A 14,082-nucleotide genomic window follows, 5' to 3' on the forward strand; every position below is an offset into this window, starting at 1 on the left:
CGCTAGCGTGTCGAAATCTGATGTCGGGATCAATCGCAAGACAATACGCAACGATACGGGAAACTTTCTTATTTTGGCCCACGAAAAACGCAATAGAATCAACAGTTTTCGTACATCCTCCGGGCCCACCATATTATTATATATCAATACGTTATGCTTAATCCTAAAGGCTGAATCGAGTTCTATCGGGTAAGTCTGTGGCTTCTCGGTAAAATGGTTTTGGGCCCGTTCGTCAGTTTTCTCCGTCTCGTTGATGGCCCCCGTCACAGGTAGCTCAACGCTCTAGGCTTCGAAAGATGCTGCAACGATGCGGCGGCAATCGGCGGCAACGATGTACAATTGGGCGGTCGTGATTTCGATCGTGCATGCCCTCCGGAGCCAGGGCTGATCGCCGGTCGGCAGAACCATCGAGGAAATCTTCGTGCCTGGAGTGCCACGCCCGCTTGAGATGTCATACCCGAGGGCGCGAGAGTAATCATCCCGCCTTCTTTTTTGCGGAAAAGGAGCCAAACTGCGTGAATGTCGGCAGCTGACCTTCAGGCGGCGCGGCCGAAGCGATCGACCCTGAAATCGTCGAGCGGCGTTTCGCAACGGCCGGTCGTGATGAACTCGGCCATTGCGTCGCCCACGCCCGGACCGAGCTGGAAGCCGTGTCCGCTGAAGCCGAAGGCGTGGAACAGGCCCGGCGTCGTCGCCGAGCGTCCGATGACCGGCAGCATGTCCCGTACATAGCCCTCGCAGCCGGACCATGTGCGGATGACCGCGACCTGCGCGATTGCCGGCAACAGCCGCGCGACGGCGCGCAATTGCAACGGAAGGCGCATGGGATCGGCGACCGCATGGCCTGGATCGAGGTTCACCGACACCCTTTCGGCTGCGCCGCCGAAGACGATGTTGCCCCGCTCGACCTGACGCAGATAGGCGCCATGGTTCTTGTCGCGTGTCCAGATGCCGACCACCGGCAGGATCCGATGCGGCAGCGGCTCCGTCACGCCCATCTGCGGGCCATGGGCGTCGAGCGGTACCGCTTCGCCGAACTGCGCGGCGATGCGCGCGCCCCAGGCGCCGGCGGTGTTGAGCAAGCAGTCGGCGGCGAATGCGCCTTTCGAACTGGCGACAAGGAAACCGGAGCCCGTATGGGTGATCTTCTCAACCTCAGTTCCCTCAACGATTTGTGCACCCAGCTTGCGGGCGGCCTCGGCAAAGGCGGGGGCGATCAGCCGCGGATTGCCGCTGCCATCGTGCGGCGAGAACGACGCCGCGATTGCATCAGGACCGAGACCAGGAAAATGGGCGCGAATCTCGCGCGGGCCGAGCTCCTCCAGTTCAAGCCCCCAGGGCCGCGCTGCCTCGGCATAGGCCCGCATGTCGGTGAGGCTATCTTCATCGAAGATCAGCCGGATATGACCGGTGGCGCGGAATTCCACGTCGCGGCCAAGCATTTTTTCGGCCTCGGCCCACAGCCTGAGCGAGCGATGGGCCAGCGGAAGCTGGGACAGATGGCGCCCCGTGCGCCGGATGTTGCCGAAGGAGGCGACGGTCGCTCCGGTACCGATCCGGTTGCGATCGACCAGCGTTACGCGCGCCCCGCGCCGGGCCAGGAAATAGGCCGAAGCCGTCCCCATAAGCCCGCCGCCCAGCACGATCACATCCATAGCGGTTCCTTGCGAAAAGCAGCCTTCTCCTACTCGATCTTGTCCGCGCCGCGGCATTGCGTCAAAGATGGGTTTGGACAAGAGCCATAAGCTTTACCTATGGAGTGGCAATGCGGGCCCGGCAACTCGAAGTGTTCATCGCCGTCATGCGCGCGGGCACCGTGACCGCCGCGGCCCGGATGCTGAACATCTCCCAGCCCGCTTTGAGCCAGATCGTGATCCACACCGAGGACGAACTCGGCTTCACGTTGTTCGAGCGGGTCAAGGGCCGGCTGCGGCCGACCCCGGAGGCGCTCGAGATTTTCGCCGATGCCGAGCGGTTGTCGGCGGGGCTTGAAGGCTTGCGCCGCAAGACCACCGATCTACGCCTTGGTCGGGCAGGACTTGTGCGGGTCGCTGCCTCACCGCCGCCAGCCATGGCTATCTTGCCGCGTGCGTTCACCAAATTCCGGGCCCAGCATCCCAACATAATGTTGCGTGCTCATAGCGCGCCGATCGCTGCAATCATCGACATGCTGCGCGCCGGTGATGTCAGCCTCGGCGTGGCCATGGACGACCGCCTGCCTCCCGACATCGAGGCGGAAGTGGTCGGCAGCGTCGGCTTTGCTTGCTTGCTGCCCACCGGGCATGCGTTGGCCGGGAAGACCGAGCTGGCGCTCGCTGATCTCGTCGGCGAGGACTTGATATCCTATCGCGGAAACACCCGACCCGCCGACGAACTGGCCCATGCCGCGCGCGCGCAAGGTGTGACGCTTTCGCCGTCGCTCGAGATCGATGTCTCCATCTCGGCCGTTGGCTTCGTCCAGGCTGGCCTGGGCATCGCGCTCGTCGACGCACTGCTGCCCTGGCATCAGTTTGCCGGGCTTGCCGTCAGGCCACTCGCAGCGGGGCCGGAATTTCCGATCGCGCTGCTGACCTCGCGCACACGGGCCCTTTCTCGGGTCGATGAGATGATGCGCGACCAGATCCGTGCGGCTTGCTCCACCGTGCTGGGCGGTGACAAGGCAAAGGCATAAGCAAGACTTATATCCTTGCCCATCATACGTCTTGGACCTCTCCCACCCGGCCATGCCAACTTCCTGCAGGCAGACAGGAAGGGACGCGTCATGGACGGTGCCATCGCTTGCACGGCGGATGAGGCGCAAAACGAAGCCGACTGGAAGGTCGGCGTCGATATCGGCGGGACATTCATCGATTTCTGCGCGCTGGAAGCCCGTTCCGGACGGGTAGCCTCGCTGAAAGTGCTGACGACGCCGGAGGATCCAGGCGCCGAGCTCATGACGGGTCTCAGGCTTCTTGCTGAACGTGAAGGCTTTGATCCTACCCGTATGACGCGCTTCGTGCACGGCACGACTGTTGGCATCAACACGATCATCCAGCGCAAAGGCGCACCGCTGGCGCTGTTCACCAATGCCGGCTTCGAGGACGTCATCGAACTGGCGCGGCTTCGCATGCCGGACATGTATTCGCTGTTCTGCTCGCGGCCGGACCCGCTGATCTCGCGTGACATGGTGTTCGGCATTCCGGCCCGCATGCGTGCCGATGGGAGCGAATCCCAGGCGCCGGACATGGCGGCGGTGGAAAGGGCGGTGGCAGTGGCGAAAGCGAACGGGGCGCAAGGGATCATCGTGTCGTTCCTCCATTCCTGGCGCAATGCCGCGCAGGAAACTTCCGTGAAGGCGACGATCGCGCGTCTTGCACCCGATCTCTTCATCTTCTCCTCGGCCGAGGTCTGGCCGGTCATCCGCGAATACGAACGCAGCTCGACCGCCATCCTCAATGGCTATGTCCATCCGCGCGTCTCCGGCTATCTGACGGCGCTGGAAGAGCGGCTGAAGGAGCACGGCGTGCCGGCCCGCCCGATGCTGACGAAGTCGAATGGCGGGCTGATGAACGCCGCCGAAGGCAAGCGCGCCTGCGTCAACATGCTTTTGTCGGGAACGGCCTCGGGCGTCATCGGCGCCTCGTGGCTGGCGCGTCAGGCAGGCGAAGACAAGGTTCTTACCCTCGACATCGGCGGCACCTCGGCCGATTTCGCGCTTATCATCGGCGGCGAGGCGCAGTTCGGCACCGGCGAGCTGATCGGGGAATTTCCGCTGCATATCCCCTCCGTATCGGTGAGCTCGATCGGTGTCGGCGGTGGCTCGATCGCCAGTGTCGACGCGCAGGGGGTGCTGCGGGTCGGGCCGGAGTCGGCCGGTTCGACGCCAGGACCTGCATGCTACGGTCGTGGCGGCGAACGGGCGACGGTGACGGACGCCATGGTGGTGTGCGGATGGCTCGGTCACAGCGAAATGGCCTACGGCCAGCTCAGCATCGATACCAAACTGGCGCATCGCGTGATCGGCGACCTTGCCGCCCGGCTTGGCCGCCCAGTCCAGCAGGCCGCGCAGGCGATCCTCGACATCGCGGTGTCGGAGATGTTCGTCGAGGTTGAGAAACTCGCTTCACGCGCCGGCGTGGACTTGCGCGATTTCACACTGATGCCTTTCGGCGGCGGCGGCCCGATGCTTGGCGCTTTCCTTGCCCGCGAGCTCGGGATGAAGCGTGTCATGGCGCCGCGCCGTCCCGGCGTGGTGTCGGCGCTGGGCGGACTGGTGGCGGACCTGCGCGGGGACTTTATTCGCACCATCTTCAGCCCGCTGACGGGGGCGACGCTCCTCGCAATTCGCGAGGCCTTCGAAGCGCTCGCGCGTGAGGGCCGCGACTGGCTTGCGGCGCAGGGGCACGATGCGGCGGCGGAGCTCAGTCTCTCCTGCGACATGCGTTATATCGGGCAGAGTTATGAAATCGAGGTCGTCCTTCTTCCGGAATGGCTGACGGACGGCAATGTGGCTGCCATCGAGCAGGCCTTCCATCTTACCCATGAGCGGCTCTACGATTTCCACGACCCGCAGGGCGAGATCGAACTTGTGAATGTTCGGCTATCGGCCGTAGGCGCGGGGCCGAAACTCTCCTTCCCGGAGATCGACGAGATCGATGCCCCGGCTATCCCGGCGCGCCGGCTCCCGGTCTATACGGGCCTGAGCGTCGAAACCGTCGACCTTCACGACCGGCAGACGCTCCTACCCGGCAGCACGTTCCACGGGCCCGCCGTGGTCGTTCAGGAAGACACCACCTTCGCCATTCCCGCTGGAGCGCAGGCACGGGTCGACCGCCATCTCAACCTTTTGCTGACCTTCCCGGAGTGATGCCTTGTTTGACCGGACAAACCTTCAGGTACTGGCGAACCACGCCCGCGCGGCCGCCGAGAACATGGCCCACACGCTGCACCGCACCGCGCACTCCGCCTTCGTCAAGGAGACGCAGGATTTCACGGTGATGCTGATGGACCGTTCAGGCGCGACATTCGCCGTGCCGATGGAACTCGGCGCCACCTGGTATCCGGGGCTTTCGTATCACCGCGCCATCGCGATGGTCGACGATTACCGGCCGGGAGACGTTGCCTTCACCAACGATCCCTATTCCGGCCACGTCGCCACGCACGCACCCGACACGCATCTGTGGAAGCCGGTCTTTGTCGACGGCGAGATCGTCGCCTGGACCGGAGGGCACATCCACAACACCGACATGGGCGGGGCGGTGCCGGCCTCGCTCAGCCGGGCGCTGACCGAAATCCATCAGGAAGGCATCCGCTTTCCCCCGATGAAGCTGGTGAGGGAAGGCGTGCTGGATGAGACGATCCTGCGGATCATGAGCACCAATGTGCGCAAGCCCGACCTCAACATCGGTGACATCAAGGCGCTGGTCGGCGCGCTCAACACCGGCGAGCGCAAGATCCAGGCGATGGTGCGGAAGTTCGGCAAGGCCGGCTTCATCGAGGGCGTTTCCGCGCTTCTCGACCATGCAGAGGCACAGGCGCGTGACGTGCTGCGCTCCATGCCCGACGGCAGATGGGAGTTTGCCGACTATGCCGACGAGGATTCGGTCGAGGCCAATCCGTGCCGGCTGAAGCTGACGCTGACGATCAAGGGCGACGAGGCGGTGCTCGACTTCACCGGCTCGGATCCGCAGCTCGGCTCCTCGCTCAACGTGCCTTCGGGTGGCGACCCGCGACACACCATGCTTTTGGTGGGTGTCTACTACGTGCTCTACACGCTCAACCCGAAGATCCTGCTCAACACGGGCCTCACCCGGCCGTTTACCTGCATCACGCCCCGGGGCTCCGTGCTGAACCCGGTACACCCCGCCGCCGTGGGCATGCGCTCGCTCACCTGCGCCCGGTTGCGGTCGGTTATCTTCGGTGCATTCTCGCAAGCGGTTCCGGGGCGCCTTCCCGCGGCTCCGGCCGGCAACAACTGCATCGTCAACGTCATGACCACGGACGAGCGCACCAGCCGGACCGTCATCACAGCGGTGAACCCCGTGGTGGGGGGCGGCGGCGCGATGCCGCATCGTGACGGAACCAACGGATCGGGCGCGGATGCCGCCTATCTCAAGAACACGCCGATCGAGATCACCGAGACCGAGACCCCGGTCGAATTCGTGAAATACGGGCTCGCCAGGGACAGCGGTGGGGCGGGTCGCTGGCGCGGCGGGTTGGCGACCGAGATGGCGTTCCGCGTCTTTGCCCCTGATTCCAGGATCACGGCGCGCAACCGCGACCGCAGCTTCTTTCGTCCCTGGGGCGTGCTGGGCGGCAAGGCGGCCGGCCTGTCGGACATGGTCGTCAATCCGGCGACCGAGCACGAGCGGCGGCTGGGCAACATTGACACCACTGTGCTGCAGCCCGGCGACGTGCTCGAGATCCGCTCCGCCGGAGGCGGCGGGCGCGGCGATCCGCATCAACGCGAATCCTGGCGGGTCGCGCAGGATGTGCGGCGCGGCTATGTCTCGACGACTGCTGCCGAACGCGACTATGGGGTCGTCATCCACGGCGGCCAGGTCGACGAACAGGCGACGGACAGGCTGCGCGCGCGGCAAGTGCCGGCCGGCGGCCATTTCCATTTCGGTCCGGAGCGCGAGGGCTACGAAGCGCAGTGGACGCCGGCCGCTTATAACCGTCTCACCGCCATACTAAGGGACTTGCCGATCCACTGGCGGTTCTTCACCAAGACGGAAATCTTCCGTCGCATGAAGGGGCGCTCGGGGGCGGAAGGCGTCCAGGCTGCGTTCGACGCTGTGTGCGAACGGTTCCCCGAACTGCCTCGTCCTGACCCGGTGCGAGAGGCAGCGGAATGATCACGGCCGGCCGCATCGTCCGGCTGGCGGAGAGCGACCGGGCAGAGGTGCATTTCTTTCTTGATGGGCAGATGCGTGGCGCGCTTGCGGGCGACACCGTGCTGACCGCGATGCTCGCTTCAGGGCATGCGTTGCGAAAGTCCGAGTTCGGACCGGAGCCGCGAGCCGGGTTCTGCCTGATGGGAGCTTGCCAGGATTGCTGGGTGTGGCAGGACGAGGGACCGCGCATCCGGGCGTGTTCGACCCTGATCACTGAAGGCATGCGGTTGCGCACGACGCCACTGGAGAACTGGCCGTGAGCGAGGCCTTGTCGCCGCGGATCGTGATCGTGGGCGCCGGTCCAGCCGGCATAAGGGCCGTCGCGACGCTGGTCGAGGCCGGGCTCCATCCGGTGGTGATCGACGAAGGGCAGCGCGCGGGCGGCCAGATCTATCGCCGCCCGCCTGCCGGTTTTACCCGCACAGCGGAGCAACTCTACGGGCCGGAGGCGGCGAAGGCGGGCGCATTGCATGCGCTCTTCGACCGGCTGGCCGAAGAGGGGCGTCTTAGCCATTGCGCGGCGAGTTCGGTCATCGCCATCCATGAGGGGCGTCTGCACGTGCTGGGGGAGAGCGGCGTGCAGGTGGTCAGCTACGATCGCCTGATCCTTGCCACCGGCGCATCCGACCGTGTCGCTCCGGTCCCTGGCTGGCAGAGCGCCGGTGTCTACAGCCTTGGTGCGGCGCAGATCGCGCTCAAGGCGCAGGGCGTGGCCCTTGGGCGGCGGATCGTCCTCATCGGATCTGGGCCCTTGCTGACGCTGGTCGGCGCCCAACTTGTAAAGGCTGGGGCGGACGTGGCGGCGGTGCTGGATACCTCCTCCTGGCGACAGCAGATGCGAGGGCTTTGGGGACTTGCCGCCCGGCCGTTGGTCGCGCTGCGCGGTCTGGCCATGCGGGCGAGGCTTGGCGGCCGCTACCATGCGGGTGTGACGCTCGAACGGATCGAGGCCGACGGTAAGGGTGTCACGGCGATGCGCTGGCGCGACGCCGGCGGAAGGCAGCGCCTCACCGCATGCGACATGATCGGTATGGGCTGGCACCTGCGGGCCGAGACGCATCTGGCCGACCTGGCAGGATGTGCCTTCACCTATGACGAGCGGTGGCGGCAATGGCTGCCGAAGACCGATCGGATGGGTCGCGCCGGCAACGGAGTCTATCTTGCGGGCGATGGGGTTCGTCTTCTGGGAGCGGACGGCGCGGAGATCGCGGGACGCCTTGCCGCCGCGGCGTGCCTTGCCGATCTCGGATATCAGGCGCCCTCCACCAGCGCCGATCTGCGCAAGCTCGCGCGGGTCGAACGCTTTGCCGGTGGTCTGGCTCGCGCCTTTCCCTGGCCGGCGGCGATGGTACGGGCACTCCCCGACGCCGCGGTCGTCTGTCGCTGCGAGAATGTGAGTGCCGCAGCCGTGCGCGAGGGCGCGGAACTCGGCAGCGGCGAGGCCAACCGCGTGAAGTCGCTGTCTCGCGTCGGCATGGGGCGCTGCCAGGGGCGCTATTGCCAGTTGGCCGCCGTCGAACTCGTCGCGTCGCAGATCGGCTGCGCGCCCGATGCTGTCGGCCGGTTTCGCGGACAGGCTCCTGTCCGGCCGGCTCCTGTTGGCGCCTTTCTTCGGGAGGGCTGATGCGGTTGCGAAAGCCACGCCTGGATGTCGGCATTGATCACGTCTCAGAAGTCGGCGACCTTGCCCCAGGCCGAAGCGTCGAAGCGCCGAGGATCATAGGATTGCGGATCGACGATCGGTTCGGAGCCACTCATCAGATCGGCGACGAGGTGCCCGGCGCCCGGCCCGATGCCAAAGCCGTGCCCCGAAAATCCTGCGGCCAGGAAGAATCCCGGAATGGTATCAATCTCGCCGATGGCGGGCACACCGTCCGGCGTGCTGTCGATATAGCCGGCCCAGGCCGCGCTGATCCTGGTCTGGCGCAGTGCCGGCAGCAGCTCGAGCGCGCGGGCATGGGTCAGGCGAATGGTCGCACGATCCGGAACCGGATCGAGGATGCGCATCCGCTCCATCGGCGTTGGCCGGTCGAGCCGCCAGCGTCGGAGCGTTTCGTGTCCGGAGCGCACGCCCTGCAGGCCGCCGGGCGCGAGGCTGCGCCACCGCTTCAGGAACATGGGCAGGAACTGCGAGGAGAAGCGTAGCTGTTGCGGCGTCATGTCCACGCGGCCGCGTCCGCTTATGGCCAGCGTGTAGCCGCCATCGCCGCGACGCGTGGCGGAGATCCTTGCCGTGTGCAGCGCGTCCGGCAGGCCCTCCGCGCCGGGCGATACGGACAGGATGGAGGAGCGGATCGACGCCTGCGGAAAGCGATACCCGAACTGGTGGCAAAAGGAGGAGGCCCAGGCGCCTCCGGCCAGGACTGCCACCTTCGTCCGGATCGTGCCGCTTTCCGTGACCACGCCGCTCAGGCGCCCTCCTTCCGTCTCGATACCTCGCGCGGCGCAATTCTGGTGCACGGAGCCACCGAGCTCGAGGATGGCGCGGGCGACCGCGGGCGCGGCCCGCGACGGATCGGCGGTGCCGTCGGTCGGCGAGAAGACGCCGCCCTTCCAGGTTCGGCCTGTGGCGCGGCCTCGCTCGCTGGCCTCTGCGCCGTCGAGCATATGCGTGGTAACGCCGGCCGTTCTGGCGAAGTCACGCCAGCGCGCCCAGCCGGCCAGTTCCGCCTCGTCATCGCTGAGGTAGAGCAGGCCGCAGCGGCGAAAGCCGGTGTCTTCGCCGGTTTCAGCCGCAAAGCTGTCCCACAGGTCGAGGCTTCGGGTTGCCATCGGCAGCTCGCGGGCGTCGCGGTTTTGCTGGCGGCACCATCCCCAGTTCCTGCTCGACTGCTCGGCGCCGATGCGTCCCTTTTCGACAAGCGCGACCTTCATGCCGCGCCTGGCCAGATAGTAGGCCGCGAAGACACCGACGATGCCGCCGCCGATCACCACCGCGTCCGCGGTCTGTGGCAGTTCGCCAGATGTCTCGATTTGCTGCAGCGGCGCGCGCATTGTCTCTCTACCTCGAAGCGCCAATTTAACGCGTTGCGCAGGCAGGCGCTGCCGCAGTTGCGGCTGAAGCAGAATTTTATTCCGGCAGCTCGGTTAAAATCGGGAGCCGCTGCGTTTCAAAGCGGTGTCGGCTTGGATGGACAGGCCGGCGGGCTGTGGTAGTGTCAATGGATGTTCGTACGGCAGCATTTTGTGCTGTGGCATGCGTTCCGCGGAGACGGCCATGAAACTGGATCGGATCGACATCAAGATTCTTCACGAATTGCAGAAGAACGGCCGCATCACCAACGTGGAGCTGGCCGAGCTTGTGCATCTGTCGCCGAGCCCGTGCCTGATGCGGGTGAAGAAATTGCAGTCGGAAGGCTACATCGAGGGCTATTCCGCGCAGATCAATATCGGCAAGCTCGGCCAGACGCTGACCGTATTCACTGAAATCACCTTGAAGAACCATCGCCAGGTGGATTTCGCCCGCTTTCTCGCCGTGGTGGAGAAGATCGACCAGGTCATCGAATGCCACCTCGTGTCGGGCGGCTACGACTACCTGATGAAATTCGTGACCGCCGGCATAGCCGAGTACCAGACCATCATGGAGCGGCTGACTGACATGGATATCGGCATCGACAAGTATTTCAGCTTCGTGGTGCTGAAGTCCCCGATCGTCAAGGCGCACATGCCGCTTCCCAGCCTGTTTCCGAGGTAGTCAGCGGTGGCCGTACCGGCTGACAAGCTCGGGATCGCGGACGAGGCCGTCCAGCCAGGTCGGGTCAAGCTTCGGCACGGAAGAGAACAGAAGCTTGGAATAGGGGTGGGTGGACGCCTTCACCTTGTCGGGCGTGATCAGCTCCACCCGCTCCCCGTTGTACATGACCATGATCTCGTCGCAGATGGCTTCGACGACGGAAAGGTCATGGCTGATGAAGATGTAGGAGAGGCCCAACTCACGCTGCAGCTCCTTGAGAAGCTCGATCACGGCGGACGCCACCACCGTGTCGAGCGCCGAGGTGATTTCGTCGCAGATGATGAGCTTGGGGTGGGCCGCCAGCGCGCGCGCGAAGTTCACGCGCTGCTTCTGGCCGCCGGAGAGCTCTGACGGATGACGGTAGCGCAGAGTCCTCGGCAGGCGCACCATGTCGAGCAGTTCGTCGACGCGCTTCGAGCGCGCCTGCCGGTCGAGCCGGTGATAGAAGGCCAGCGGGCGGGAGATAATGTCTTCCACCGGCTTGGCCGGATTGAGCGCTGTATCGGCATACTGGAACACGATCTGCATCTCGCGCAACTGTTCCTGGCTGCGTTTCCTGGCGGTGCGCTCCAGCTCCCTGCCGTCGAAGACGATGTCGCCGGCCGCCGCCGGATGAATGCCGGCGATGACTCGCGCCAGCGTCGATTTTCCGCAGCCGGATTCGCCAATGACGCCGAGATTGCGCCCCTTCTCGACGACCAGGCTGACGGAATTGACAGCGCGAATAACCGGCAGTCCGTCAGCCCGCACCGCGCCATAGCCGGCGGTCACATTGTCGATACGCAGCAGCGGCTTCGTCCCGGCATCCGCGTCCGCATGTGCTTGCCGCGGCTTCGGTTCGAAGGCGGCCAGCAGTTCGCGCGTATAGGGGTGCCGCGCAGCCGAAAGAATCTGAGCCGTGGTGCCGGTCTCCTGCACTTCGCCGCCCTTCAACACCACGATGCGGTCGGCGATCTGGGCGACGACCGCGAGGTCATGGGAAACATAGACACCCGCAACCCCGCCCGCCCGCATGACCGACTTGAACGCCTTCAGCACGTCGATCTGCGTCGTCACGTCGAGCGCCGTCGTCGGCTCGTCGAAGATGACCAGCTTGGGATCGCTGATGAGCGCCATGGCCGCGGCCAGCCGCTGCAATTGCCCACCCGAAACCTGATGCGGATAACGGGCACCGATCCCTTCCGGGTCCGGTAGCGACAAGGCCTTGAACAGCTCGACCGCGCGCTTTCGCGCCTGCTCGGGCGGCATCAGCTTGTGGATTCGCGTGACCTCGATCACCTGCTCCATGATCGTGGACGAGGGGTTGAAGGCGGCGGCGGCACTTTGCGGGACATAGGCAATGTCGGTGCCGCGCGACTTGGCACGTTCCTTTTCGGAAAGTGCTGCCATGTTCCTGCCGCTCACGTTGATCTCGCCGCCGGTGATCCGGCAGCCGGGCCGCGCATAGCCCATGAGCGAGAGCGCCACGGTCGTCTTGCCGGAACCGCTCTCGCCGATCAGGGCGACGATCTCGCCGTCGGCGATGTCGAGGCTGACGTCCTTGATGATTTCGACAAGCCGCCCCGCGTCGGTCTTGGCCTCGATCTTCAGATTCCTGACCTCGACGAGATTGCTCATGCGTCCCGGTCCCTGATCTTCTGCGGCAGGTTGTCGATCAGCAGGTTGACGCTGATGGTGAGGCTGGCGATCGCCAGCGAGGGCACGATGACGGCAGGGGCCGCGAAGGGCAGGGCGCCGATGTTCTCGCGCACCAGCGCACCCCAGTCGGCGAGCGGCGGCTGGAGGCCGAGCCCCAAGAAGGACAGGCCGGAGAGCAACAGCACGATAAAGACGAAGCGCAGACCGAAGTCGGCCAGCACCGGGCGGATGATGTTGGGCAGGATCTCGGATCCGATGAGGTAGGCAATGCTTTCGCCGCGGACGCGGGCAACGGTCATGAAGTCCATGGTGTTGATGTTGACGGCGAGCGCCCGCGCGAAGCGGTAGGCGCCGGGGATATAGATGACGGCGAGCGTCAGGATCAGAGCCGGGATCGACGAGCCGACGGCGGCGACGACGACAAGGCCGAACAGCTTGCTGGGGATGGAGTTCATGGCGTCCAGGAAACGGCTGAGGCAGGTGTCGAGCCAGCCGCCGGTGACGGCAGCGATCATCCCCAGCATGACGCCCGAAAAGCAAGCGATGGAGACGGCGGCGAGCGATATGCCGACAGTATAGCGTGCGCCCATCAGAACCCGCGAGAGCATATCGCGCCCCAGATAGTCCGAGCCAAGCCACAGCCCCTGACGCATCGGGCCGAAATAATCGTCGTCGACGATGTCGCCGATCGAATGGGGAATGATGTAAGGCGCGAAGATGGCGATCAGCGTCCACGCCAGTATGACCAGCGCGGCCACGACGCCCACGAGGCTGTAGCTGTGGCCCAGGAAGGACCGTCGGGAGGATGCCGCGCGCGCTATCGTCATCTGAGCCTCGGGTTGGACATGATGGCGATAATGTCGGCCACCGTGATGAGGAAGAGGTAGCCGAGGCAGAAGATCATCGCGCAGCTCTGGATCAGCGGCAGGTCGCGGGTCGCGACCGCATCGACCATCAGCTTGGCGATGCCGGGATAGTTGAAGATCGTCTCCACGATGATGACGCCGCCGACCAGGTAGGACAGAGAGAGCGCGACCGCGTTGACGATCGGGCCGAGCGCGTTGGGGAGCGCGTGCCTCAGCACCATGCGGCTGCGCGAGGCACCCTTGAGCAGCGCCATCTCCACATAAGGCGTGGAGAGCGTTTCGATCACCGCCGCACGGGTCATGCGGATCATCTGGGCGGAGATGACGAAGGTGAGCGTGATCACGGGCATTGCATAGATGCGCACGAGGTCGGTCAGCGAATGTGCCTCGTTGACCGAAGACAGCGCCGGCAGCCATTTGAGATAAACGGCGAAAAGCAGCACCGCGAGCGTCGCGACCATGAATTCCGGCACGGAGATGACGCCGATCGAAACAATGGTGACGGTGCGGTCGTAGAGGGAACCGCGCAACATGGCGGCGGTGATGCCGAGCGTCAGCGCCAGCGGCACCGAGAGCAGCGTGGTGATGCCGGCCAGCTTCATGGTGTTGACGAAGCGCCCGCCGATCAGTGCCGCGACCGGCATCTCATTGGCATAGGAGGTGCCGAGATCGCCGTGGAGCAGGCCGAGAAGCCAGCGCAGGAAGCGCAGGATTGCCGGATCGTTGAGATGCATGGCATCGCGCAGGCCGGCGACGGCTTCCGGAGTCGCCGCCTGGCCGAGCAGGATCGAAGCGGTGTCGCCGGGCAGCATGCTGGTGGCGAAAAACACGGCGAACAGGACGATCAAAAGCGTGACGACCGCGATCGCCAGCCGCTTCAGCACGAGGTTGAGAACCCCAGACGTCATGGAAGCGCTCCTGCGGTTGCGTTCGGCCCAAGCCATGTTGCGCGATGGAGTGCCAGGGACCG

The 14,082-nt window shown here is 65.1% G+C and carries 11 protein-coding genes; 6 read left to right on the forward strand and 5 right to left on the reverse strand.

The window, feature by feature from the left end; all coding sequences use genetic code 11:
• Window positions 1–536: 536 nt before the first annotated feature.
• On the reverse strand, window positions 537–1,655 hold the full coding sequence (locus BLS48_RS21530; RefSeq protein WP_091581792.1) for an NAD(P)/FAD-dependent oxidoreductase: 1,119 nt from the start codon (window positions 1,653–1,655) through the stop codon (window positions 537–539).
• 110 nt (window positions 1,656–1,765) lie between these two features.
• Between BLS48_RS21530 and BLS48_RS21535 the strand changes: the two genes are divergently transcribed.
• The 5 genes from BLS48_RS21535 to BLS48_RS21555 all read left to right on the forward strand — a co-directional run bounded on the left by BLS48_RS21535 (window position 1,766) and on the right by BLS48_RS21555 (window position 8,499).
• Window positions 1,766–2,671 carry a LysR family transcriptional regulator gene (locus BLS48_RS21535; RefSeq protein WP_091581795.1) on the forward strand — a complete coding sequence of 302 codons (906 nt, stop codon included), beginning with the start codon at window positions 1,766–1,768 and terminating at the stop codon, window positions 2,669–2,671.
• A 90-nt stretch (window positions 2,672–2,761) separates the two neighbouring features.
• Window positions 2,762–4,846 (forward strand): hydantoinase/oxoprolinase family protein, encoded by a 2,085-nt coding sequence (locus BLS48_RS21540; protein ID WP_091581798.1) that lies wholly within the window; start codon window positions 2,762–2,764, stop codon window positions 4,844–4,846.
• 4 nt (window positions 4,847–4,850) lie between these two features.
• Window positions 4,851–6,836 carry a hydantoinase B/oxoprolinase family protein gene (locus tag BLS48_RS21545; protein WP_091581801.1) on the forward strand — a complete coding sequence of 662 codons (1,986 nt, stop codon included), beginning with the start codon at window positions 4,851–4,853 and terminating at the stop codon, window positions 6,834–6,836.
• Entirely contained in the window at window positions 6,833–7,135 is a 303-nt protein-coding gene (locus BLS48_RS21550) for a (2Fe-2S)-binding protein (protein ID WP_091581804.1), read from the forward strand. The genes BLS48_RS21545 and BLS48_RS21550 overlap by 4 nt, the downstream gene beginning before the upstream one ends.
• Window positions 7,132–8,499, forward strand: a complete 1,368-nt coding sequence (locus BLS48_RS21555) for an FAD/NAD(P)-dependent oxidoreductase (RefSeq protein ID WP_091581807.1) — start codon at window positions 7,132–7,134, stop codon at window positions 8,497–8,499. The genes BLS48_RS21550 and BLS48_RS21555 overlap by 4 nt, the downstream gene beginning before the upstream one ends.
• A gap of 44 nt (window positions 8,500–8,543) precedes the next feature.
• Here BLS48_RS21555 and BLS48_RS21560 read toward each other — a convergent pair whose 3' ends face one another.
• Window positions 8,544–9,869, reverse strand: coding sequence for an NAD(P)/FAD-dependent oxidoreductase (locus BLS48_RS21560; RefSeq protein WP_091581809.1), 1,326 nt, complete (start codon window positions 9,867–9,869; stop codon window positions 8,544–8,546).
• A 223-nt stretch (window positions 9,870–10,092) separates the two neighbouring features.
• Here BLS48_RS21560 and BLS48_RS21565 point away from each other — a divergent pair, with 223 nt between their 5' ends.
• The gene (locus BLS48_RS21565) at window positions 10,093–10,569 is read left to right on the forward strand and encodes an Lrp/AsnC family transcriptional regulator (RefSeq protein WP_091582092.1); all 477 of its coding nucleotides are present in this window, start codon (window positions 10,093–10,095) and stop codon (window positions 10,567–10,569) included.
• On the opposite strand, the gene BLS48_RS21570 is transcribed toward BLS48_RS21565, so the two are convergent.
• From BLS48_RS21570 to BLS48_RS21580, 3 genes are read right to left on the reverse strand one after another with little or no spacing between them, the layout of a single operon-like run.
• Window positions 10,570–12,225 carry an ABC transporter ATP-binding protein gene (locus BLS48_RS21570; RefSeq protein ID WP_091581812.1) on the reverse strand — a complete coding sequence of 552 codons (1,656 nt, stop codon included), beginning with the start codon at window positions 12,223–12,225 and terminating at the stop codon, window positions 10,570–10,572.
• Complete coding sequence (locus BLS48_RS21575) at window positions 12,222–13,073, reverse strand: ABC transporter permease (protein ID WP_091581815.1); 852 nt, start codon at window positions 13,071–13,073, stop codon at window positions 12,222–12,224. Before BLS48_RS21575 ends, BLS48_RS21570 begins: the two co-directional genes overlap by 4 nt.
• Window positions 13,070–14,020, reverse strand: a complete 951-nt coding sequence (locus BLS48_RS21580) for an ABC transporter permease (protein ID WP_091582095.1) — start codon at window positions 14,018–14,020, stop codon at window positions 13,070–13,072. The genes BLS48_RS21575 and BLS48_RS21580 overlap by 4 nt, the downstream gene beginning before the upstream one ends.
• Window positions 14,021–14,082 lie beyond the last annotated feature (62 nt).

Source organism: Mesorhizobium qingshengii (assembly GCF_900103325.1).
GTDB classification, from domain to species: domain Bacteria; phylum Pseudomonadota; class Alphaproteobacteria; order Rhizobiales; family Rhizobiaceae; genus Mesorhizobium; species Mesorhizobium qingshengii.